The 22,568-nt window shown below is 44.9% G+C and carries 20 protein-coding genes and 2 pseudogenes; 13 read left to right on the top strand and 9 right to left on the bottom strand.

The features are described from left to right. Positions 1–300: 300 nt before the first annotated feature. Entirely contained in the window at positions 301–948 is a 648-nt protein-coding gene (locus tag CI960_RS19320; protein WP_005861133.1) for an HAD family hydrolase, read from the bottom strand. Positions 949–1,126: 178 nt separating this feature from the next. Here CI960_RS19320 and CI960_RS19315 point away from each other — a divergent pair, with 178 nt between their 5' ends. Next, a complete protein-coding gene (locus tag CI960_RS19315) occupies positions 1,127–1,369 on the top strand; it encodes a hypothetical protein (RefSeq protein WP_005861135.1) in 243 nt (80 codons plus the stop codon). Between the two features lie 82 nt (positions 1,370–1,451). Here the strand turns inward: CI960_RS19315 and rpsA are convergent, their stop codons facing one another. Next, entirely contained in the window at positions 1,452–3,242 is a 1,791-nt protein-coding gene (gene rpsA / locus CI960_RS19310; protein WP_005861137.1) for a 30S ribosomal protein S1, read from the bottom strand. Positions 3,243–3,372: 130 nt separating this feature from the next. Here rpsA and CI960_RS19305 point away from each other — a divergent pair, with 130 nt between their 5' ends. The 3 genes from CI960_RS19305 to CI960_RS19295 all read left to right on the top strand — a co-directional run bounded on the left by CI960_RS19305 (position 3,373) and on the right by CI960_RS19295 (position 7,323). Further along, positions 3,373–3,813, top strand: a complete 441-nt coding sequence (locus CI960_RS19305) for a hypothetical protein (protein ID WP_227204426.1) — start codon at positions 3,373–3,375, stop codon at positions 3,811–3,813. 76 nt (positions 3,814–3,889) lie between these two features. Beyond that, positions 3,890–5,182 (top strand): HAMP domain-containing sensor histidine kinase, encoded by a 1,293-nt coding sequence (locus tag CI960_RS19300; protein ID WP_005861141.1) that lies wholly within the window; start codon positions 3,890–3,892, stop codon positions 5,180–5,182. Continuing rightward, positions 5,179–7,323: a sensor histidine kinase KdpD gene (locus CI960_RS19295; protein ID WP_005861143.1), complete on the top strand. Its 2,145-nt coding sequence runs from the start codon at positions 5,179–5,181 to the stop codon at positions 7,321–7,323. Before CI960_RS19300 ends, CI960_RS19295 begins: the two co-directional genes overlap by 4 nt. Here the strand turns inward: CI960_RS19295 and CI960_RS19290 are convergent. Beyond that, positions 7,268–7,624 carry a hypothetical protein gene (locus CI960_RS19290; protein WP_005861145.1) on the bottom strand — a complete coding sequence of 119 codons (357 nt, stop codon included), beginning with the start codon at positions 7,622–7,624 and terminating at the stop codon, positions 7,268–7,270. The genes CI960_RS19295 and CI960_RS19290 overlap by 56 nt on opposite strands. Beyond that, positions 7,617–8,173 (bottom strand): annotated as a pseudogene (locus tag CI960_RS19285) (RNA polymerase sigma factor). Before CI960_RS19285 ends, CI960_RS19290 begins: the two are co-directional and overlap by 8 nt. A 149-nt stretch (positions 8,174–8,322) precedes the next feature. On the opposite strand from CI960_RS19285, the gene CI960_RS19280 reads away from it, so the two are divergent. Then, entirely contained in the window at positions 8,323–8,730 is a 408-nt protein-coding gene (locus tag CI960_RS19280; RefSeq protein WP_005861149.1) for a DUF6249 domain-containing protein, read from the top strand. 55 nt (positions 8,731–8,785) lie between these two features. On the opposite strand, the gene CI960_RS19275 is transcribed toward CI960_RS19280, so the two are convergent. The 5 genes from CI960_RS19275 to CI960_RS19255 all read right to left on the bottom strand — a co-directional run bounded on the left by CI960_RS19275 (position 8,786) and on the right by CI960_RS19255 (position 13,749). Next, complete coding sequence (locus tag CI960_RS19275; RefSeq protein WP_005861151.1) at positions 8,786–9,427, bottom strand: carbohydrate-binding family 9-like protein; 642 nt, start codon at positions 9,425–9,427, stop codon at positions 8,786–8,788. 1 nt (position 9,428) lies between these two features. Further along, the gene (locus CI960_RS19270) at positions 9,429–10,088 is read right to left on the bottom strand and encodes a LysE family translocator (RefSeq protein ID WP_005861153.1); all 660 of its coding nucleotides are present in this window, start codon (positions 10,086–10,088) and stop codon (positions 9,429–9,431) included. A 103-nt stretch (positions 10,089–10,191) separates the two neighbouring features. Then, positions 10,192–11,754: an arylsulfatase gene (locus CI960_RS19265; protein WP_094582533.1), complete on the bottom strand. Its 1,563-nt coding sequence runs from the start codon at positions 11,752–11,754 to the stop codon at positions 10,192–10,194. Continuing rightward, positions 11,754–13,301: an arylsulfatase gene (locus CI960_RS19260; RefSeq protein ID WP_005861159.1), complete on the bottom strand. Its 1,548-nt coding sequence runs from the start codon at positions 13,299–13,301 to the stop codon at positions 11,754–11,756. Before CI960_RS19260 ends, CI960_RS19265 begins: the two co-directional genes overlap by 1 nt. A 37-nt stretch (positions 13,302–13,338) precedes the next feature. Continuing rightward, positions 13,339–13,749, bottom strand: coding sequence for a phosphoribosylaminoimidazolesuccinocarboxamide synthase (locus CI960_RS19255; RefSeq protein WP_009276445.1), 411 nt, complete (start codon positions 13,747–13,749; stop codon positions 13,339–13,341). A 452-nt stretch (positions 13,750–14,201) separates the two neighbouring features. Between CI960_RS19255 and CI960_RS23980 the strand changes: the two are divergent. The 8 genes and pseudogenes from CI960_RS23980 to CI960_RS19205 form a co-directional block, all read left to right on the top strand. Next, positions 14,202–14,439: pseudogene (locus CI960_RS23980) on the top strand (HTH domain-containing protein); the annotation flags it as partial. A gap of 623 nt (positions 14,440–15,062) precedes the next feature. Next, positions 15,063–15,332 carry a hypothetical protein gene (locus tag CI960_RS19235; protein WP_005861164.1) on the top strand — a complete coding sequence of 90 codons (270 nt, stop codon included), beginning with the start codon at positions 15,063–15,065 and terminating at the stop codon, positions 15,330–15,332. A 15-nt stretch (positions 15,333–15,347) separates the two neighbouring features. Then, positions 15,348–16,091 (top strand): hypothetical protein, encoded by a 744-nt coding sequence (locus CI960_RS19230; protein WP_005861165.1) that lies wholly within the window; start codon positions 15,348–15,350, stop codon positions 16,089–16,091. A 517-nt stretch (positions 16,092–16,608) separates the two neighbouring features. Next, complete coding sequence (locus CI960_RS19225; protein WP_005861166.1) at positions 16,609–17,922, top strand: porin; 1,314 nt, start codon at positions 16,609–16,611, stop codon at positions 17,920–17,922. A gap of 30 nt (positions 17,923–17,952) precedes the next feature. Then, on the top strand, positions 17,953–19,164 hold the full coding sequence (locus CI960_RS19220) for an imelysin family protein (protein ID WP_005861167.1): 1,212 nt from the start codon (positions 17,953–17,955) through the stop codon (positions 19,162–19,164). Between the two features lie 17 nt (positions 19,165–19,181). Further along, a complete protein-coding gene (locus CI960_RS19215; protein ID WP_005861168.1) occupies positions 19,182–20,588 on the top strand; it encodes a di-heme oxidoredictase family protein in 1,407 nt (468 codons plus the stop codon). A 22-nt stretch (positions 20,589–20,610) separates the two neighbouring features. Continuing rightward, entirely contained in the window at positions 20,611–21,846 is a 1,236-nt protein-coding gene (locus CI960_RS19210) for a porin (RefSeq protein WP_005861172.1), read from the top strand. A 9-nt stretch (positions 21,847–21,855) separates the two neighbouring features. Further along, positions 21,856–22,563 (top strand): hypothetical protein, encoded by a 708-nt coding sequence (locus CI960_RS19205; RefSeq protein WP_005861178.1) that lies wholly within the window; start codon positions 21,856–21,858, stop codon positions 22,561–22,563. Positions 22,564–22,568: the final 5 nt, after the last annotated feature.

Below are 22,568 nucleotides of genomic sequence, written 5' to 3'. Positions count from 1 at the left end.
ACTATATTTATCTAGTGGTTGTTTGGTATAATATTACAGAAATATAGGTCTCGTTTTGGCGTTTTTTAAAGTTTGGCTTAAATGATACCTTGAAAAATAACCGCTATTGGATGTTTTTGTTTGTAGGTCTAATACTTTTTTGCAAGTACGGTTGAGGTGATGTTAGGGATAACTTGTATTCTAAGGGCTGTGCGAGCTGGATGGAATATGTGTTAGGAAATATTAGTAATTAAGGTTAAGGACAAGCGTGCGAGACAAGAACGGGAAGGATTGCCTCGCACGACAGGCTTAGATCGTCTTTTAGATAAACTTGAGTATATCTTCTGCCTTTTCCGCTATATGATCGGGTGCGTATTTCTCTAATTCCGTACGAGGGCGAAAGCCCCATGTTACCCCACAGGAGGTCACTTCGCTGTTGATGGCGGTTTGCATGTCTACGTCCGAGTCACCGACATAAAGAGTGTTCTCTTTGGATATGCTCGCTCGTTCTACGATCTCATTGACAATACTGGGATCTGGCTTCGCCTTTACTCCTTCACGCTGTCCGAGAACCTCCGTAAATTGTATGGAAGGAAAGAAATGGGCGATGAGCTTACGGGTAGCGGCTTGATATTTATTAGAAGCGACCGCCAGTTTTATCCCTCTTTCCTGCAACAAGGCTAATAACTCAGGGACACCGGGGTATGGAACGCTGCGATCCGTGTTATGCAGATCGTAATGCTTCAAGAACTCTTCCCTTACCTTTAGTATATTCTCTGCCGTCTTTTCACCTTCGGGTAACGCGCGTTCGAATAATTTGTTGATGCCGTTTCCTACGAAGAAGTTATACTCCTTTACGTCGTGCGTCGGAAAACCGTTTTGCCGCAACGCATGGTTCGTGCTATGGGCTAAATCGGCGATCGTATTTAATAATGTTCCGTCAAGATCGAATATTACTAACTTTTTCATTTTAGTTTTCTGGCAAAATTAATGGAATGTAGAGACATACTTTCCCTTTCGACTGATAAAATAGATGAACCGATTTAAAAATAGATAAAAGTATTAGGTCATATATAAGATATTTGTATCTTTAGGACAGGAATAGAAATCCTTTGTAATATATTGTATAACCTAAAATTGGAACATCATGGGAAAGAATCAATTAATTCACGGGAATGAATTTCATTTGCTGAAACAAGCAGAGATTCATAAAGCTACAGGCAAATTAGTCGAGTCACTAAACTTGGCAGCCGGTTCTACGGGAGGTTTTGATATTTATAAAGTTGTAGAGGCTTATTTTACGGATTTAGAGAAAAGAAAGGAGATCAATGATTTGTTGGGTATTTCCGAGCCATGTGAGACACGTGTCACGGAAGAATGCTTTTCTTAAATAAGCCGCAGTAGGAATAACATAGAAAAAGGAGATACCTGAATCAGATATCTCCTTTTATTATATCTCAAAGAAGGATCAATTACTTACCAGAAAGTTTTTCTTTCAAAGCTGCCAATTCCTCGATGTCACCTAATGTAGTCTTTTCAACCGGACCGGTTACCATTCCAGATTCCTCTTCTTTTTTACCGCCACGTTTTGAGGATGCCTTCTTTTCAGAAGTTGCCTTAGCGCCTTTTTGCTCATCTTCAAAGATGCGGCTGTGAGAAAGGATGATACGTTTAGCTTCCTTGTTGAACTCGATTACCTTGAATGAAAGTTTCTCATCTACTTGAGCTTGAGAACCATCTTCTTTTACAAGATGCTTCGGAGTAGCGAAACCTTCTACGCCGTAAGGCAAAGAGATAACGGCACCCTTATCCAATACTTCGATGATTGTACCTTCGTGGATAGAACCAACCGTGAAGATTGTCTCGAATACATCCCAAGGATTCTCTTCCAATTGCTTGTGGCCTAAGCTTAAGCGACGGTTTTCCTTATCGATTTCCAATACTTGAACCTCGATCTCAGCGCCGATCTGAGTGAATTCAGACGGATGTTTGATCTTCTTCGTCCAAGACAAGTCAGAGATGTGGATCAAGCCGTCAACACCTTCCTCGATTTCTACGAATACACCGAAGTTAGTGAAGTTACGAACCTTAGCCGCATGACGAGAACCTACCGGGAAGCGCTCCTCGATGTTTTCCCAAGGATCAGCCTTCAATTGCTTGATACCAAGAGACATCTTACGCTCGTCACGGTCCAAAGTCAAGATTACGGCTTCGATCTCGTCGCCAACCTTCATGAAGTCTTGAGCGGAACGCAAGTGCTGTGTCCAAGACATCTCTGAAACGTGGATCAAACCTTCTACGCCCGGAGCGATCTCGATGAACGCACCGTAGTCAGCCATAACGACAACTTTACCCTTAACCTTGTCACCAACCTTCAAGTTCGTATCCAAAGCATCCCATGGGTGCGGAGTCAATTGCTTCAAGCCAAGAGCGATACGTTTCTTCTCGTCGTCGAAGTCCAAGATAACAACATTGATCTTCTGATCAAGCTGAACGATTTCTTCCGGATGAGAAACACGTCCCCAAGAAAGGTCTGTGATGTGGATCAAACCGTCTACGCCACCCAAGTCGATGAATACACCGTAAGAAGTGATGTTCTTGACAGTTCCTTCCAATACCTGTCCTTTCTCCAATTTGGAGATGATATCTTTCTTCTGTTGTTCCAACTCAGCCTCGATAAGAGCCTTGTGAGATACAACAACATTCTTGAATTCTTGATTGATCTTAACAATCTTGAATTCCATAGTCTTACCTACAAATACATCGTAGTCGCGGATCGGCTTCACATCGATCTGAGAACCCGGCAAGAACGCTTCGATACCGAATACGTCAACGATCATACCGCCCTTCGTACGACATTTGATGTAACCTTTGATAATTTCGTCTTTTTCAAGAGCCTCGTTAACACGATCCCAAGAACGTGTAGCGCGTGCTTTCTTGTGTGAAAGGATCAATTGTCCTTTTTTGTCTTCTTGGCTCTCGATGTAAACCTCTACCTCGTCACCAATCTTTAAATCCGGGTTATAACGGAACTCGGACATAGGAACAACACCGTCAGATTTGAAACCGATGTTTACAACAACCTCACGTTTGTTCATAGAAGTAACGGTACCCATAACCACTTCTTTGTCTTTTACCGTGTTCAGGGTCTCGTCATACGTTTTTACAAGATCGTCCTTGCTTACTTCGGTGTAAGTCTCGCCTTGCTCGAAAGCGTCCCAGTTGAAATCTTCAACTGGCTGGATGTTTTTTAAATTTTCCATTCTTTAATTGTTAATACTAAGTTTGTTTTAATTAGTAAGTTAGACTTTATGTTGTCATCTCTCAAAAATCGGGGCAAAGGTAATGCTTTTTTTCTGATTGACAAGAGTTTTGAGGGGTAAAAACATTCATTTGGGTCGTGTTGGCTGTAATTACGGAAAACTGTTGATTTTTATTGATATTTATTTTGTAAGTTTGCGAATTGTAAGCGATAAATCAATGAGTAGAGGATTTTTAAGAAAGTCCAGCGTCAATACTTTTATAGGAATAGTGTGGATTTTGTTTGCGGTGGGCACAAGTGCGCAGAATGCCGTGAGTAAATTTCGTGCGGATAGCATACGCCAATCTTTATCACGTATCCAAAAACCTCAGGATAAGATACCCCTTCTTAAAGAATTAATCGGCTTGTACTGGCAATTGCCGGAGGAGGTACCAGCGTTGAAAGAGATAATCGATATCGCGATGCCTTTGGATTCCATCGGGATCGTATACGATGCGATGGCTGGCTTGAGTCGTTATTACCCTGCTATTAGGACGTTTGTCCGAGTCGGGGGCGCTCTTGAAACAGTATGATCATTTATTGGATTCCTTGGAAAGGAAGTATAATGGGGAGGGAAAGATTTTTCCGGTAAAACGTCATCGTTGCTTGATGAGTTGCTATTATTGCGAGCTGTATACCATGAAAGGGAATTCGGGAAAGGCACAGGCGTATTTGGATCAGGCGACCGCTTATTTGGATAGTTCTTTTGGGGATAGGGTGGAGGCTCAATATCTGCGGACAAAATCATTTTATTATTGGAAGGAGAAAGATTATAGGCATGCGTTGTCCGCCGTCAATCTGGCTTTAAAGATCAATCGTGATCTGGATAAGTTGGAGATGAAGAAAGCGATATTGCAATCGTCCGGCCAATTGCAAGAGGCGGTCACTATCTATGAGGAGATCATCAATAAGACGGAGACGATCAACATGGATGCCTTCGACCGGCAAATCGAGCAACTCCGTGTATTGAATGACTTGAATGACATGGAAAAGCAAGATCGGGAGTTGAAGCTGAAATCGGAGCAAGAAGCTTTGAAGCAGAAGCAGATTGTCGTATCTATCGGTCTTCTATTGGTCTTGATGGGCCTACTCTATATGTTGTGGCGTATTTATATGCATACTAAGCGGTTGAGAAATGAGTTGCTTCAGGAGAAAGACTCCTTGATCGCTTCGGAGAAGCAACTGAGGGTCGTGACGAAAGAGGCGGAGGCGGCGAACAAGAAGAAAAGCGCATTTATCGCCAATATCAGCCATGAGGTGCGTACGCCGTTGAACGCCATTGTCGGGTTCTCGGAATTATTGGCGAGTAGCGAGTATAGCGAGGAGGAGAAGATCCGGTTTGCCGGGGAGGTGAACCATAGTTCCGAGTTGCTATTGAATCTGGTGAACGATGTCCTGGATTTATCCCGTTTGGAATCCGGCAAGATCAAGTTCAGCGTGAAGCCAAACGATCTGGTCGCCTGTTGCCAGAGGGCGTTGGATTCGATTCGCCATCGGGTGAAGCCCGGGGTCCGATTGACGTTTACTCCCTCGCTTGAATCTTATACCTTGAATACGGATGCCTTGCGTTTACAGCAGTTGCTGACTAACTTGTTGTCGAATGCCGCTAAATTCACCTCTGAGGGAGAGATCAATCTCTCGTTTACCGTGGATGAGGGCAAGGAGGAGGTCCGTTTCTCCGTTACGGATACGGGCTGCGGGATCCCGGAGGATAAGTGCGAAAAGATATTCGAGCGTTTTGAGAAACTGGACGACTTTATTCAAGGTACCGGCCTAGGACTATCTGTTTGCCAGATCATCTCGGAGCAGCTTAATGGCTCTTTATCGGTGGACATCTCTTATAAGGATGGAGCCCGGTTTGTCTTTATACATCCAACGAATTTAATTGAGACCCCCATATGAGACAGAAGAATCGACTCAATAACTGGATATCCATACGTATGGGGATGGTCATCGTGATCTTCCTAGGCGTATCTTGCGGTTCGATGAAATCTTCCACACCTCCTCCCGCCAAGGATCGTTTAACGGAGATCGACAGCTTGGAGAGGTTATTGCCGGACTGCCCGACAATAGCGTCTACCTTGCCCTTATTGCGGAGGTTGGCATTCCTGTACCAGCAGCAATCCGAGATGAAGGTTTATAATGAACGTCTTTATGAAAATGCGATGGCGGTGGATTCTATATCTGTCGCATACTTGGGATTGAAGAACTTAGCCGAATATTATTACGATCAGTCTGTACGTGATAGTTTGGAATATTATTGTTCTCTCGTAGACTCCATAGCCAAGGCCCGGCATGAATACCCGAATGTGTTGTTTGACGTGAAGAGCCTTTCCTGCCAAGATCTCCTTTGGCTTGGGAATTATGAGCTGGCGATGAGCGAAGCTATGGATCTGTATCGGTTGGCGAGCAACTTGGATCATAGATATGGCTTGCTCCGTTGCTCGGAGACATTAGGATTGATTTACCAACGAATCCGGAGGGATAGCGACGCTGTCGTCTCTTTTCAGGAAAGCCTTGATTTATTGAAGGATATAAAGGATGTGCCGGATATCATGGATACTAAGGTCCGGTTAACTTCTTATCAATTGGAGAGTAGCGTACGGACGAAGCAATACGCGTCGACGGAACGGATCTTAGGGCAATATAAGGCTTTGCTCGATGAGCAGTATAAGATCTACCAAGAGAAAAACGATCTTTTGTCTATTAAAAGAGAATATTGGTTACTTTATTCTTTTTACACGAGTTTTTATCTTTCGCAAGGAGACTTGGAGAATGCCAAGCGTTCGTTGGATCAAGCCTCTTCTTATGCGGATAGTAATTGGGTTGAGGGAGATTATGCGATCAATACCTACCTGGCGGTTAAGGCCCGTTATCATAAGGCGGCAGGAGACATTCCGCTGGCGCTTCATTGTATAAATGAAGTGCTGGAGACCGAGCGGCTGCCCGAGGATATCCAGTTCAAGGCGGATATCTTGAAGGAACAGGGACTACTTGGGGAGGTCATGGCTCTATATGACGAACTTTATAGTACGCTGACGAAAAGGCGGGGAACTTCTTTTCTCCGGCAGGTAAACCAATTGCGTACCTTGCATGAGCTGCATGAAAAGGAGTTGAAAGAAACGGAATTGAAGGAGGCCGGGCAACGCATCGCCCGGAAACAGGATCTGCTGATCTTTATCCTATCCATATCGGTCGTGCTGTTGATCCTTCTCTATGTCCTGTTTTTGTACTACCGTCATCTACGATCCTTGAAGAACCAGTTGCAGCGGGAGAAAGAGTTGCTTTTGGAATCTCAAAGACAGTTGATAAAGGAAAAGACCCGTGCGGAAGAGGCTAGCTTGATGAAAAGCGCTTTCCTGGCGAATATGAGCCACGAGGTCCGGACTCCGTTAAATGCTATCGTGGGGTTCTCCGGTTTATTGGTGGAACCTTCTACCGATGAGGAGGAGCGGAAGGAATATTCGTCTATCATCCGGAACAACACGGATCTGATGTTGAATCTGGTAAACGACGTATTGGACTTATTCCGGATGGAGACCGGAGACCTTCATTTTGACATCAAGGATCATCTGCTTTTAGTATGTTGCCAAATGGCTTTGGAGAGTGTACGCCACCGGATACCGGATGGGGTTAAATTGACTTTTTCTCCCGCCGGGGAACCAATCGTGGTACATGTAGATAATCTGCGCCTGCAACAACTGTTGACAAACCTGTTGACAAACGCCGCTAAATTTACGGAGAAAGGCGAGATTAATCTATCGTTTCAACTTGAGCCGGACCGGAAGAAGGTACGTATAGCCGTTACGGATACGGGCGCCGGAATCCCCCTTGAAAAACAGGCTACCATATTCAACCGCTTTGAGAAGCTGGACGATTACAAGCCCGGCGTGGGTTTGGGGCTCTCTATCTGTCTCCTGATCGCCGAGCGGCTGGACGGCGCCTTGTTTATCGACTCTTCGTATACAGACGGGGCTCGCTTCGTGCTTATCCTTTCTTGTGAAATAGATTCCTCAATTTATAATCCGCCAATAGAAGTATGAGCGTGATGGCCCCTATGTATAAATAGAAAGCCAAGGCCGATGTGCTTATCGTGGGGATGGCTATCTTGGGTATCTCCATATATACGAAAGATACGATCGCGAGGGAAATCATGATAAGCGAGGCCACGATCGCCGCTAACAGGCTGAACCGTTCGTCACGTTTCTTCGCCTTTGCGGACTCAAGCATGATTTGTCGCATTACGTTCGAACGGAACGAGGCGGGAAGCTCCTCCTCCGGTATGCGTTTGAATAAATCCCCCAATAAATCGGGTTGTTCCTTATTTGTGTTTATCTTACTCATGATCCATTCCATTTAATAATACAAACAATTTTTTTCGGATGCGATGTAGCTTGACTTTAATATTCGAGGCGGTCAAGCCGGTGATAGAGACCAGTTCTTCTATTGTTTTTTCTTTCCAATAAAAGAGCAAGATCAAGCCCGTTCGTCCGGTAGAAGTTGTTCAAGGGCGACTTCCAATCTTTGAACCTGTTCCGTGGATTCGGTTTGTCCGAACAGGTTCGTAATTTCCTCCTCCGATACGTTTTCAAGTGTAGTCTCCTCAATCGCTAGAAACTCATATCTCTTCTTCCGGACCGACGAGATCGCCGTGTTGTAAGCGATCCGGTAAATCCATGTGGAGAAACTGCAATCCCCTTTGAATGAGGCGAGGTTTTTGAATACCTTCATAAACGTATCTTGCGCCAACTCCTCAGCCTCCTCTTGGTTTTGTACCACTTTGAGGATCAACGAGTTAATCGGACGGCTATACTTGTCCAAAAGGCAAGCGAAACATGCCACGTCCCCCGCTTGTATCCTTTGTATGTAATATGTATCGGTATACAATTCCATTGTACTTAATGGACGCAAGCCGGGTAAATAGGTTACAACTTGCGGTAACAAAAATAAAAAATATTTTTCAGCCCGGAGGTGTAACCTATGGGAAACTGTTGCGTCAAATTAGCAAACAATATGAATGAATCAATTAAAATTATACAGTTATGATGGATTTTATTTCTGTTCCGCTAGTTGTCGGAATCGTTTGTGCAGGTATTTACGGATTATTTGAGTTGTTTGTTCGCAAGAGGGAACGTTTGGCGATTATCGAGAAGATCGGTGATAAACTGGATGCCTCTGCTTTCGATGGTAAATTGGGACTGCCTCACTACATGCGAAACTTCTCGTTCAGTAGCTTAAAGGCCGGGTGCCTTTTGGTGGGAATCGGATTAGGTTTGTTGGTAGGCTTTATTATTAATATGTGTATGGCGACAAATTCTTATTATGATGATGGTTGGTACAGGCATGAGGTAGCGGGTACGGCTTATGGGGCTTCGGTTCTTTTGTTCGGGGGAATCGGCTTGATAATAGCGTTCGTCATTGAGCTGAAACTAGGTAAGAATAATAAATAGCCATAGGCTTGCCTGTATAGACGTAGCGTGCTGCATGCAGCACGCTACGTCTATACTACAGGTAGATCTCCCCGAAGAATTCAGGACAATGGAAATTAGGCTCGGGAAGGTCGATCGGACTCCAACTTACGAAATGCGGATTCATTGTCTCATCGGCGCATTTATAGAAGTTCCCTAGTATTTTCTCCGGCAGATTACTAGGATCTAACCCCATCAACTTGAGTGGTATGACTACGATTAAGTTCCATGTATGAATACCTTTAATCTCCTCGAATGCCCTTCTTCTCACGGATGGGAGTCTTATGATGCTTTTATACTCTTCTTGCGAAAGCGACGTCTTGATATCCCGTGAGGTACGGCGGGCGGCATCGCAAGTCCCGATACAATTAAACTCGAAATTCATATAATGCGAGTCACCTTCCTTTTTCATGAAGAATTCCACGCAACTATCCTTATGGACCGAGGAATTGTCCATCTCATAAGACGCCTTTAGCGAATTACCCTGCACGCTATATCGTATATATAGATTTTTCTCTGTCCGGGCTATATTAAAAGCGGTGATCGGCTTATATGGATACTCATGCCAATTGGCATGGGTGAGGAACTCACGTTGGGATTGCACCTCAAGAATCGGTTCTATGGATGTTATATCGAGTACATCCAGAACAGGGATAACAGGAACTTTCAGTCTTTTCATTTTAACTATAGATTTGAAGTAAAGGCCATTGTAAGTAGGAGGTCAATAAAACCGATAGGGCACCGATAATAGACAATACGATAATGACAGAGCCCACGATCCGGTTCAGTAACCAAATACCTCTAACGTTGAACCATTTTCTCAGTTTTCCAATAATATATGTTATGCCGAACCACCAAAGAACGGCCCCTAACCCTATGCAAACAATGCCCAATACCAGCAGCCAAAACGAATGTTCAGGCAGCACGAAACCAAACCGGGCGAATAATCCTATATAGAGCAAGACGATTAACACGTTGCTAAAGGTAAGTAGAAAAGCTGTAATAAAGTCTTGGGTGAACGATAATTTTTTTTCTCGGTGTTTCTTTAGGTTCCTAGTCGGGTTGCTTTGGAAGATATAATACCCGAAAATGCCGAGAACGATACTTCCGATCAATTGCAGGGGCGCTTGGTTCGCCTCCACGAAGTTGACCACAACTCCCATGCCCAGACAAGTCAGTGCCGCATAAATCACGTCGGATAGAGCGGCCCCTAATCCGGTGACGAACCCGTGCCAACGTCCTTTATTTAGTGTTCTTTGTATACAGAGCATACCGATGGGGCCCATGGGGGCCGAAACCAATACACCTATAATGATTCCTTTACTAACGATTCCTAGCATTAAGTTGAGTCTCTTCTAGTTTCTTGGGCAAAGATACATCCATTCCGCGATAAAAAAAAGGTAAAAAACGTAAGATACTGTAGGGACGAGGCTCGCTCGTCCCTTATTTCGGGAAATTGGGACTGTACAATAGGGTCGTATCGAGAGTCATCAATTTACCGTCTTTCACGAATGAATCTCCTCGCTCGGACAGATGCTCTACCATCATCTTGCGTAGTTCGGACAACTTATTCTGATAGGCTGCGTCCTCACTAAGGTTATGTGTCTCTCCCGGGTCTTCCCGTAAATCGAACAACTGCTCGCTTCCGTTGTGGAAATTCCAGATATACTTAATCTTCCCATCGGTAAGGGCTGCCCAGTAATTATCGTCGCTATAGCAAGTGGCATGCTCCATGTCTATATAGGGGCGCCATTGTTCCTGCTGGCCTTGGATCAGCTTGAGTAAAGACCGCCCGTCCATATCGGGAGGAACCGACCCGCCGGCGATATCGATAAAGGTAGGCAAGAAGTCTCTCAGTTCTACAGGTTGTTCTATGCTGCTTCCGTCCGGTATGGATTTGGATATACCGGCGGGCCATTTTACGATATAAGGAATATGGGCCGAACCCTCGTACGGATAGGTTTTCCGCCAATGATAATGATCGCCCAACATATCACCATGATCCGCCGTGAAACAAATCAGGGCATTGTCGTACATACCTTTGTCTTTTAGGGTCTGGATGATTTGCCCTACTTGATCGTCGATAAAGGTGATATTGGCGTAATAATGGCGACGGGAGTTTATGGCATACGCATCCCCGAAATTACCGAATGGGGCATCCGATGCTCCTTGGAGAGGATCTTTCGGCTCGGCGTATTGTCCGCACCAATCTCCTATATGGGGTTTCGGGATATCTGCGTCCTTATACATATCCAGATAACGTTGAGGCGGATCATAAGGACTATGCGGGCGGGCGAATGATACCTTGAGGAATAAGGGCTTGTCGTTGTCGTAGTTCCGGATCAACTCGCAAGCGGTCTGTCCGGTCCAAGCCGTAGGATGAAGCCGTTCGTCTAACTTATAGACACCGGCGGCATGGTCGTTCCAGCCGATACCCGTAAGATCCGGGTCTTTGCCGGGTGCCTGCAATTGAAACCATTCCCGGTAATCGCTGATGAAATCGGGACTTTCCACCCGGCCACTCTCGTCGATCAAGGTCGCGTGGAATCCGTGAAGTGCTTTCTGCGGAAACCAATGCATCTTACCGATCCCGAAGGTATAATACCCCAGATTCCGCATCATCTGAGGCATCTCGTAACGATACTTCAAGGCCATGCGTCCGTATCCCAGCATACCATGATGCCAAGGAGACATCCCGGTCAATAAACCGGCCCGTCCCGGAGTACTACTTGGAGCGGAGGAATATCCGCTCACGAACAACGAGCCTTCTTGCGCCAGCCGGTCGATATTCGGTGAGATCACCGCCTTGTTTCCCATGCAGCCGAGGGCGTCGCCCCGTTGTTGATCGGTCATGATCAAGATGATATGCGGCTTACCGCTCTTTACGGGCATGGCGGGAGAGACGGCGGTCTCTGCCTCTTTCCCGCTTTTGCTATGCGTCATCCCCGGAAGTGTCGCACCCAGACCGATTCCGATGGATGATTTAATGAAGTTTCTTCTTTCCATTATTTAGCCTTGATAGTGTGATCCCGAACTCCTTTTAAGATTCCCTGCAATTGGAAAACGATCTCCGGATGTTGCAAGGCCTTGTTTCCTTCCTCGTAGACCTTCGTCATGTCGTATAACTGAGGCTCGGGGGAATATCCGGTCTCAATCTTCTCATATTCCATGATAGCGGAACCTACGCTCGGCTCGATATATTTCCAATCTTTCGTACGGACGGAGAGTGCCTTATTAAGCGCTTGCTCGATTACCCACGGGCGGTCTTCCTTGCTTTTCCCGATCCAAGTATCCAGATAATCATAGCTATCCGGCGCGCTTCCTTCCGGAAGACGGGAATTCGTCAGTGAGGCAAGGGAGGCGAACCAGTCGATCTGGCTCACTAGCGCATCTGATACGGCGGCTTGCTTGATCTCCTTTGGCCAATGTACGATAGCCGGGATACGGGTTCCCCCTTCGAAGGCACTGTATTTATTACCTCTAAGCGGTCCGGCGGGTTTATGATCGCCTAATAGCTCCACGGCCCGGTCCGCGTAACCATCGTCTACGACAGGTCCGTTGTCGCTTGACAAGATGATCAAGGTGTTTTCCGTCAATCCCATCTCATCCAATGTTTTCATCAATTGGCCTACGCTCCAGTCGAATTGCTCGATAGCGTCGCCCCTCACGCCCATCGGGTTCTTTCCCCGGAAACGGTCGTGCGGGAAGCGGGGTACATGCACGTCGTTCGTGGCGAAATACATGAAGAAAGGCTTCTCTTTATTCTCCTTGATAAAATCGATGGCGTGTGTCACGATAGAATCGGCGATATTCTCGTCTTTCCAAAGCGCCTTGCCGCCACCTTTCATGTAACCGATACGGCTGATTCCGTTTACGATGGATTGGTCGTGCCCGAAACTAGGCTTCTGGTTGTATAATAATTCCGGATTATCTTTTCCGGTCGGCTCTCCGGGAAAGTTCTTCTGGTAACTGACATAGATCGGGGTGTCCGGATCGTAGTTCGCCACCTGCCCGTTCTCGATGAATACGCAGGGGACGCGGTCTGCCGTCGCCGCCATGATATAGGAATAATCAAATCCCAGATCGCCAAGGGCGGTGGGGAGTGGGGCGTTCCAGTCTTGCTCTCCCGCTTTGTCTCCTAGGCCAAGATGCCATTTGCCGATAGCGGCCGTGGCGTATCCCGCGTTCTTGAACATATCGGCTATCGTATAACGCTCCGGTCGTATGATCATTCCGGCGTTTCCCGCGGCGATGTCCGTTCCCGGGCGGCGCCATGCGTACTCTCCGGTTAGCATGGAATATCGGGAGGGCGTACTGGTAGAAGCGGTCGCGTGAGCATTGGTGAAGCGGATGCCGTTCTTGGCGAGTCGGTTGATATTCGGGGTTTTCACTTGCGTGCCGTCGTAGCATTCCAAGTCTCCATATCCCAAGTCATCCGCGTAGATGAACAATACGTTTGGCGTTCTAGGTGTAATGTCTTGTCTCTGTTGGGCTTTTGCGATACCGGCTGTAAGAAGCGAGGCACCGATCCCTACGATAAGTGTTGATTTCATGTTGTTTATTATTTAGATGTTCTATAAAGAGTTTGTATTATGACTCTATTTCGTTATCAAAATCAAGAAGGTTATCTGTCTGGTATTTATCAAAATCGGATTGGAATAGACGGTCTTGAATGATACGGTATTTCTCAAATCTTTTCTTATCAACGACATAGCCGCGAATGGCAAACTTGTAATATTTAGTTGCGTAGCTTTTGCCATCGGAAGCAGTTCGTCGGAATTTCCGACAGACTGAGTCTTCTTGTAATTCTTGGCTTTGAAATATATTTTGTAGATGTTCCGTGATAGTGGAACGGCTTTTATCGAACAATACGGCAATAGCATCCTGCGTCAGCCAAAGGCTTTCGTCTTGATATAAGACTTCTATACCTTCTTCTTTATTTTCTATTTGGAAAATCAAGAATTCAGCCGTGCTGTTGTGTATCTGCAATTTCTTATTCATGGCATGTTCTATGGACATTAATTATATACAAAAATAACCAAATTATTTCAGAATCAGGGTAACTACACCAAAATATCTATGAGATGGAGCTTAGGAAGAAATGCTTTTTGGCTCTGGTTAAAAGGGGGGCTTATCGTATATTTTCATGTACGCTCTTGCTCCTTATCGAATGATGCTGTAAAAAGTCGTACGTGTTTCCCGAAAAACATGTACGACTTTTTACAGAAACACGTACGTGTTTTTCAAAAATCACAATCGTGTTTTTAAGGTGTTGATATTAAACAATTTATATATTTGTGCCATTTGTATACCTTATTGTATATTATTATTACCAAGACGGAACACGCACTGCCTATACAAGAGTGGGTAATATTGATATTGAAGGGTATGCACATGACATGGGATTCACTTCCTACCCAAGTGGATGCCAGCAAACATTCTTGTAAATGAAGAAAAGTTCGGAGAGTGAGTTCGGAGACACTGCGGATAAGCCTAAAAATATAGGTAGAACAGCACAGAAGATCATCGACCTTGTCATTTCCGACCTTTCTATGTCAGCCGAAGCTATGGCTTATAAAATTAGGTATAAGTTCCCGTGCTGTAGAAAAACAAATCGCAAAATTGCGTTCTATGGGTATATTGTCTCGTGAAGGCGCAGACTTTGGTGGTTATTGGCGTATTATTTTAAGTTACCATTTTGAGGGGATGAGACGCAGCACGCTGCGTCTCTACAACTGGAGACAAAATTGGGCGAAAAAAGTAAGTTAGCTTGCTTTGGAAGTGAGGTATTGGAGTTTGAAAATCAAATAAAATATTATACATTTGCATGACTGGATAAGTCAAAGCGAATAATTGGTATCAAACAATGATAAACTAAAAAACATATGGATTATCTTAGGTTGAAATATTATTAATACGTATATTTGCGACAAGAAAAGGCTTTTTAATTAAGAGCCTCGTGTTGCGTGTGATATTTGTGCTGTAGGACGAAAATCGGCTAATTTTCTTAAATCTCCCTATGCACGAAGAAGGCCCCGCAACCCTTTACTGGATATACGTGTTATCTATGCTAATATAGTATGGATATATTTTGTATACAGATAAAGGGGGCGTGTGGCTGACTTTATTGGGAGTTGGGTCTTAGCCGAACCTTCGTCTACATAAATGTTCAGTCCTCGCCCTTCCTTTATTTTATAAGAAAGGACCACTACTTAACAAAAGCCATATAGCGCTCGTCTTTACGAAGGACATCTTTTCTAAAACATGTCCGGATCTTGTAAATCTAATAATTAATCATGTAAAGTGAATGGCTTATGGACGCTTGTAATATTGATGAGATCCAGAATCTCTTTATTTACTACTCCGCTTGTTTCAGCAAGTATTTTCCAGAGTTAGGGTTTTATTGTAATGAGAGGGAATTCCAGATACATGGTATCGTGCGGAGATATAGTGACATTACGGGAGTGTCCCATGATGGCTCTTATTTCTTAATTGAGATGCGAAAAGAATACCTGATCTACTTACCGTTATTGGTCGGTTCCAAATTCCGCATTTTAACTAAACAAAAACAACTTTATTCGTAATACAATCTTATGCTTATGCCAGAACTCATATCCATAGAAGAAGCCGCCCGTATTACCGGTTTCCCGTACGAGGAGATTGAAGATTGGGTAAAATCCCGAAAGATAACCTCTTTCCATACGAGAACCGGTACACGTATGGTAGATCCTGAGAACCTACGTGATTTCATTGCCCATATCGAACATCTAGGGATTCAAAAACTATACTTGCAACTGGTCATTCAAGACAAGGAGGAGGAAGCCGACGAGATTATCGCCCAGTACGACGATTACCTTTTCTGCCTACGATCCTTAAAGAACATAGTACTCCGCTTGCAGGAAAACACCGGATTCTTAGCCGAATATAAGAAAACGATCAGCTGTCAAGACCTAGAGATAGAGCGCCTGCGGCTTGAGAAGCGAAACATGGAATATGAGCTGAGAACGCTCTATAAAGCAGTCCTCAAAAGTGGCTTGAGTCTCGATGCTCCGAAATCGTCGTTCGACATCCCCACGGATGCGGCCAGACGGATCTCCCTACCGGTCACAAGCCTAACCCTGTCTCCCTACATCCGTAAATGCCTCCAAAAATTGGAGCTGGAAACTATGGAGGACCTATTGCGCTACGCTAGGAAGAAAGGGCTCGATTCTTTGTTGAAGATCCCGGGATTCGGCCCTCTCGGTTTAGACCAGTTAAAATTTCAGCTGGAAAAGCATAAGATCATGAATAAGGCCGGAGACTCGGATCTCTATCAATACATCATCAATGAACCGGATAGCTGAACACAAAAAGAGCCTCTCTTCACAGGGAGGCCCTTTTTATGTGATGCCGGAAATAACCAATAAAAACTTCCCGACACTACGGTGTTAATCATCTTATATGCTTACATAAAATTAGCAGAAGGCTTTGGTTTGCGATATACTAATAGTGTTACATTCTTTTTGACATTGCAAAGATACGTCGGCCTATAAGGGTGCGCAATACCTATATATATGTAAAAAAGGAGAGCTCATACCTATTAATTGTTATATATCTTTTCATGGAGATCGATTTTTAGAACTAATGATCTTCTCGCTTGTAATAACTAACGCTTACCTCTGAAATAATACAAAACCGTATTTTCCAAAATTAACTATCAAGTTGTCTTGCGGGTCAATAATGGGGCCTATTGGGTGTTACGTCCTGAAAATATTCTTCCGGGATACCTATGAGTAGGTAATTAGGGTCTCATTTTACCTACTTCGGGCGATTGTAGCAAATTCTCAGCCCCTGTAATTTTGCCAAAAATTATAAAACGCAATGAGAACGTTAACAAATTTATTAGCGATTGGATTACTTTCCTTTACCGCTCTACATGCTCAAGAGAGTAATATGAGCTCTACCGTAAAGGCATCGGAGATGTATGCCGACGGTTTTTCTAAATTCCGTTTTGGAGGATATGGTGAGATGGCTGCCAGTTATATGGATTATGACTGGAATTGGGTGACACCTCAAGGTACATCACATATGAATCGGGCTACTGTCTCTATCCCTCGTTTTATTTTAGCTTTTGATTATAAGTTCTCTCCCAAATGGGTACTGAGTTCCGAGATTGAGTTTGAGTATGGAGGAACAGGCGCCGCACGGGAAGTGGAGTGGTACGAGGAGAATGGAGAATATGAGACCGAGATCGAGAAAGGTGGCGAGGTCGCCTTGGAGCAGTTCCATATCTCTTATCTGATGAACAAGCATTTAAACTTCCGTTTTGGACATATGATCGTACCGGTAGGCTTGACCAACGCACATCATGAACCCTTGAACTTTTTTGGTGTATATCGTCCGGAAGGAGAGACTACCATATTACCTTCTACTTGGCATGAGACGGGTGTGGCTCTATTTGGTGATTTAGGAAATTTCGATTACGAGTTACAAGTCGTTTCCGGTCTGGACCCACAAGGTTTCCGTATGGAGAACTGGGTTGGCAAAGGTACGCAAGGCGCTTTCGAGGAAACTCAATTTACGCATCCTGCCTTTGTGGCTCGTGTCAACTATAATGGAGTGAAGAAATTTAAAGGCTTACGTGTGGGCGCTTCTTTTTATTATAACCAACCCTCTAAGAATAGTAGCAAACCGCTGCGTAACCAAGGTGAGAAATATCCGCTTACCATCGTGACGGCGGACGCTCAATATAAAAGTCCGAACAATAATTTGATCGCCAGAGGTAATATCGTTTACGGCCATCTGGGCAACAGCAACGCTTTGACGAAGGTAAACAATAACTCATCTTCAGCTTCCGGATATCCTAATTCAACCGTGGCGGAGACCGCTGTCAGTTATGCGGCTGAGGTTGGCTATAATGTAGGTTCCTTCTTTAGCCGGAAAGCCCCTAGAATTTATCCTTTCGTTCGCTACGAATATTATAATCCGATGCAATCCGTAGAAAAAGGCAGTAATAAACTGGCGGATAGACGTCTTCAAAAGAGCGTGATTACGGCAGGCCTTAACTATTACGCGTTGCCTAATCTGGTCGTAAAGGCGGATTATGCGCACCGTATTGTAGGTAAGGGTGATTATAATAGCCAGAATATGGTTTCTGTCGGTATCGCTTATATCGGCTGGTTCTTATCAAGATAATAGACTATTAACAAATATATATGTAAGAATATGAAAAAAGTACTTTTATTACCCATGATGTTGATGGGTGTGGCTTTGAGCTTCACTTCTTGTGGAGACGACGATGATCCGGGTAAGGACCCCGATGTTGTAACTTATGACTTTAAGAATCTTCCTGCGGATTCGGGTACGAAACCAACAGAAGATCAGATGAGTGCGGTTGTCGCTACTTTCGTTGATGAGGTAGCTTTGCCTACCTATAAAGACATGTTGACAAAGATGACTGCCTATAAAAATGCGGTAGACAAGTTCATCGCGTCTGGTTCTAAGAATGATTTAGCGGATGCCTGCGACGCTTGGCGTGCGGTTCGTGTACCTTGGGAACAAAGTGAGGCATTCTTGTTCGGTGTGGCGGATTTGGCACAGCTCGACCCGAGCTTGGATAGCTGGCCTTTGGATAAGAACGGTATAGAGGAGATTATAGCTACAGGAGAATTCAGCAAGATTTCAGGAGCTGTAGACGAAGACGCGGAAGATGGTCCTCAAAATTTACGTGGATTCCATACGGCGGAAAAGATGTTATTCTTAGACGGCGAGCCTCGTGATCTGGAAACAAGCCCGTTCGCAAAGAATGAATTGGAGTATTTGAAGTTAGTGTCCGAACGTATGTTATCTGATACTCAAGACTTATACAATGGTTGGTTGAAAGGCTTAGGAACTTCGGATGTTCCTTCTTCTTATGCGGAGGCTATGAAGAAACATGACGGTTCTGCCTATTCCATTGGTAATGTTTATCAGGCGATTGAGCTTATGCTGAATGGAAATAATGGTATGGCCGGAATCTCCAATGAAGTAGGTTCCGCTAAGATAACTGACCCGGTGACCGCATGGAATGGAAGTAATAAAGACGCTACTGACCCGAATAACCCCGGTGTCTTGGCTGTAGAGTCTTGGTATAGCTGGAATTCCTTGGACGACTATAAGAACAATATCGTAAGTATCAAGAACGCTTATTTCGGCGGTCGTGATTTGGATGAGGAATCCGCTTCCGAGAGTAGCTTGCATGCGTTGACTAAAATGATTAATCCTACGTTGGATAGTTTGATGGTAGTTCAAATTGATAAGACAATCGACGCTATCAATGCGATCGGCTATCCTTTCCGTAACAATCTAGGGGATACGGAGCATATCAATACGGCTACAGAAGCTTGCGCTGATTTAACGACAGGTTTGGGCGTTGTTAAGTCTAAGTTCACGAACTAATCGGACAAGCCGATACGATGAAACGAAGATTACTTCTATTATTCGCTTTATCCGGTAGTCTGCTGTGTAGTTGCGAATCCGAGGACTTGGAAAATTGGCAGGTTAAGAAACCCAATGGGCAGGTAGCTTCCGAGAAGGAGTTGTCCGCGGGTATCTCAACCATTTTCTCCAATGCCCCGGATGCGTACGATACGCAGGCAAACTGGGTTACGGGCGAATTAGAGACGCGATTTAATCGTGGTGATGGATTGTACGACGATGCTCGCGGTGTTGAGAATGTGGATGGTGGAGGACTAGGGCCGCTTTATGCCGGATATTCTTGCGGTTCCTGTCATAAAAGTACCGGGCGGACCCGTCCGGCTATAGCTGATGGAGGTTCCGGCCCCGGCTTCTCATCCATGCTTATTTATATATCACGTAAAAGTGGCGGCTATTTTCAAGATTACGGCCGGGTACTACATGATCAAGCGATATACGGAACGAAACCGGAGGGAAGGGTTAAGATTACTACTACTTCCCAAAAATATACGTTTCCCGATGGGGAGGAATATGAGTTGGTCACTCCTCATTATGAGATAAAAGAATGGTATGCCGATAGTATCCCGATGTCGGATTTACGGATTTCCGTACGTCAACCCTTACGGCATGTCGGAATGGGGCAGATGATGGCGCTCGACTTGGATATGCTAAAGCAGATCGCCGCTAAAAGCAATTATCCGGAATATGGTATTAGTGGACGTATAAACTATGTGACGGAAAAGGGAAAGAAACAGATCGGTATCTCTGGTAATAAGGCGAATCATGCCGACTTAACGGTGGAATTGGGATTCTCTTCCGACCTCGGTGTAACGAACGATCGTTTCCCGCATGAGGTAGGAGAAGGACAGGGTAATATGATGGGTTTTGCCATGACCGGGGCGCAGGTCTCTACGGAAGATATGGAAGATGTGGATTTATACCTCCAGACCTTGGGGGTACCCGCCCGTCGGAATGTGGATGATCCTACGGTTCTTCAAGGAGAGCAACTTTTCTATCAAGCGAAATGTCATTTATGCCATGTGACTTCCTTGAAGACACGCCCTCGCGGATCTGTCCTTTTGAATAATACGGAATTGCCTCAATTAGGTAATCAGGTGATCCATCCTTATTCGGACTTTTTATTGCATGATATGGGTGTTGAGCTAGGGGATGATTATCCCAGTGGCTTGGCCAACGGTAATGAATGGAGGACTACCCCGTTATGGGGATTGGGATTACAAGAGGTCGTAAACGGCCATACCTATTATTTACATGATGGCCGTGCCCGGAACCTGACGGAGGCTATTATGTGGCATGGTGGGGAAGGAGCTGCGTCGCGTACCCTATTCTCTCGCATGACAAAAGACGAGCGGGCCGCTCTGATTAAATTCCTACAAAGTTTATAAATAAATAACGCATAGAATCGAAATGAAAAAAATATATAGGACGTTGCTTGTGGTGCTTCTATCAGCAGGTGTTTTCTCCGTGAAAGCTCAAGATACAAAGAAAGAGATGGATGATAAATATGTAGAGAACGATGTGGTTTCACTAGCGGGAAAGAAGGGCTTTTCTTTTTCTACCAAGGCCGGTGATTTTTTGTTTAAGCCCTATGCGTTGGTACAGGCAAGCGCTTGCTACAACCGATATGACGACCAAGGGCTGGAAAGCCATTATGCCAAGAGCGTAGCGAACTCCGGTTTCGCGATCCCTAACGCTATTCTCGGTTTTACGGGTAAGGCTTTTGGACGGGTTACTTTCAATTTATCGCTGAATGCCGCTAAGAGTGGAGGTGCCTTATTGCAACAGGCTTGGTTCGACGTAGCGATCAAGGAGTCGTTTCGTATCCGTGTCGGTAAGTTCAAGACACCGTTTATGCATGGCTATTTAAGTACTTTGGGGGAGACGTTGTTTCCGGTACTGCCTTATTCCGCTTCCCAATCCGTATTGCTTCCTTACGACGTGAATTATGTCATACCGAATATGTCCACGGGATTCGACTTGGGTGTACAGGTACATGGTTTGATCCATGATAAATGGATTTATCAAGTCGGTATTTTTAATGGTACGGGTATCGACGTGAATTTGGCGACTAAGACAAACTGCGATGATCATAAATGGTTGCCTTCGCTGTTATATGCGGGTCGTCTGGCCTTTATGCCGAAGGGGGAGATGCCAACGTCTCAAGGCTCACCGGAGAATCTGAACGACGATAAGATGTCTATCGCCGTATCTGCCTCTTATAATGCGGAGGCCGAGTTCTTGACCAGTAGCGACACCCGTGTGGGCGTTGAGTTCGCATGGATCAAGAACCGCTGGTATGTGGCTGCCGAAGGTTACTATATGAATATGCATTTTACCAAGATCATGCAAAAGCCGGATAAGAATTTCTGGGGAGCTTACGCTCAATTGGGCTATTTCATCACTCCGAAATTGCAGGGTGCTTTGCGATATGATTTCTATGATCGTAACGCTACGGATGAGGGTGGTTTGTTGAATATGCCCGCCGCTGGTTTGAATTATTATTTCTTTAATAATAATTTGAAGCTACAGGTTATGTATCAATATCTAGGTCGTAGCGGTCATGCTACGCAGAATGACCGGGATGAGGACGCTATTGGATTGGCTCGTCACTCCGCTACGGCTATGTTGCAGTTCACGTTCTAATCTTTGGGTATGAAACGATATAGTCAATATATAATGTATGCCTTATTCCTGTTATTCGGGCTGGGTTGTGATGAGGGTAAGATTTATCCGGATGAGACGGTTGATTCCGGGCGAACCGCTACCGTGTCACTTTCTTTCACTGGCCTGAAAGCTTGGCCGAAGGAGAATATGCTCTCGTTATGTGCTTTTGGCGAGGATAAGTCGAAACCTTTGCAAACCCAGCGTATCAGTAAGCCGGCGGAAGACGGCAAAAGACTAAAACTCCGATTGAATAATGTCACTCCGGATACGAGGAGTATAGAGGTCGCTGTGATTAGTAGGGGATTGCGGTTGGTTTACTCCTATTATACGTCTCCGGTGGATGATTCGGACGAACCGCTTGATTTGTCTGTCGGCGAATTGGATTTAGCGAGCTTCAAACGTATACAAGCGCAGGTGTTCGACTTGAATTGCTTGTCATGTCATGGAGGAGGATCGGGATTGGCCGGTCAGCTGGATCTTAGGGACGATGTGGCTTATAAATCTTTAGTGAACGTAAAGGCGCCCCTTTCGGAAGAGGGTAAGAACTACGTGACCCCGGGTAATATAAACAATAGTTTCTTGCTGGATATATTGGAGAATAATCCGGTACATAAGGATATGTTCAATAGTTCCGGGAAACAGGAGGTCCTTGCTTTGATCCAAGGTTGGATCTTAGGAGGGGCATTGGATAATTGATAAGA

Source organism: Parabacteroides sp. CT06 (assembly GCF_002257605.1).
In the GTDB taxonomy this organism is placed as follows: Bacteria; Bacteroidota; Bacteroidia; order Bacteroidales; family Tannerellaceae; genus Parabacteroides; species Parabacteroides distasonis.
The sequence above is the reverse complement of the archived record's forward strand: the minus strand, read 5'-3'. Positions and strand labels throughout refer to the sequence as shown.

Excerpts from the sequence above, each read along its gene's own strand:
- CI960_RS19220 (WP_005861167.1), top strand. The coding sequence starts at position 17,953 with ATGAAAAAAGTACTTTTATTACCCATGATGTTGATGGGTGTGGCTTTG.
- CI960_RS19315 (WP_005861135.1), top strand. The coding sequence starts at position 1,127 with ATGGGAAAGAATCAATTAATTCACGGGAATGAATTTCATTTGCTGAAA.
- CI960_RS19205 (WP_005861178.1), top strand. The coding sequence starts at position 21,856 with ATGAAACGATATAGTCAATATATAATGTATGCCTTATTCCTGTTATTC.
- CI960_RS19275 (WP_005861151.1), bottom strand. The coding sequence starts at position 9,427 with ATGAAAAGACTGAAAGTTCCTGTTATCCCTGTTCTGGATGTACTCGAT.
- CI960_RS19290 (WP_005861145.1), bottom strand. The coding sequence starts at position 7,624 with ATGAGTAAGATAAACACAAATAAGGAACAACCCGATTTATTGGGGGAT.
- CI960_RS19230 (WP_005861165.1), top strand. The coding sequence starts at position 15,348 with ATGCCAGAACTCATATCCATAGAAGAAGCCGCCCGTATTACCGGTTTC.
- CI960_RS19215 (WP_005861168.1), top strand. The coding sequence starts at position 19,182 with ATGAAACGAAGATTACTTCTATTATTCGCTTTATCCGGTAGTCTGCTG.
- CI960_RS19210 (WP_005861172.1), top strand. The coding sequence starts at position 20,611 with ATGAAAAAAATATATAGGACGTTGCTTGTGGTGCTTCTATCAGCAGGT.
- CI960_RS19295 (WP_005861143.1), top strand. The coding sequence starts at position 5,179 with ATGAGACAGAAGAATCGACTCAATAACTGGATATCCATACGTATGGGG.
- CI960_RS19320 (WP_005861133.1), bottom strand. The coding sequence starts at position 948 with ATGAAAAAGTTAGTAATATTCGATCTTGACGGAACATTATTAAATACG.
- CI960_RS19270 (WP_005861153.1), bottom strand. The coding sequence starts at position 10,088 with ATGCTAGGAATCGTTAGTAAAGGAATCATTATAGGTGTATTGGTTTCG.
- CI960_RS19235 (WP_005861164.1), top strand. The coding sequence starts at position 15,063 with ATGGACGCTTGTAATATTGATGAGATCCAGAATCTCTTTATTTACTAC.
- rpsA (WP_005861137.1), bottom strand. The coding sequence starts at position 3,242 with ATGGAAAATTTAAAAAACATCCAGCCAGTTGAAGATTTCAACTGGGAC.
- CI960_RS19225 (WP_005861166.1), top strand. The coding sequence starts at position 16,609 with ATGAGAACGTTAACAAATTTATTAGCGATTGGATTACTTTCCTTTACC.
- CI960_RS19280 (WP_005861149.1), top strand. The coding sequence starts at position 8,323 with ATGATGGATTTTATTTCTGTTCCGCTAGTTGTCGGAATCGTTTGTGCA.
- CI960_RS19255 (WP_009276445.1), bottom strand. The coding sequence starts at position 13,749 with ATGAATAAGAAATTGCAGATACACAACAGCACGGCTGAATTCTTGATT.
- CI960_RS19300 (WP_005861141.1), top strand. The coding sequence starts at position 3,890 with ATGAGTTGCTATTATTGCGAGCTGTATACCATGAAAGGGAATTCGGGA.
- CI960_RS19260 (WP_005861159.1), bottom strand. The coding sequence starts at position 13,301 with ATGAAATCAACACTTATCGTAGGGATCGGTGCCTCGCTTCTTACAGCC.
- CI960_RS19265 (WP_094582533.1), bottom strand. The coding sequence starts at position 11,754 with ATGGAAAGAAGAAACTTCATTAAATCATCCATCGGAATCGGTCTGGGT.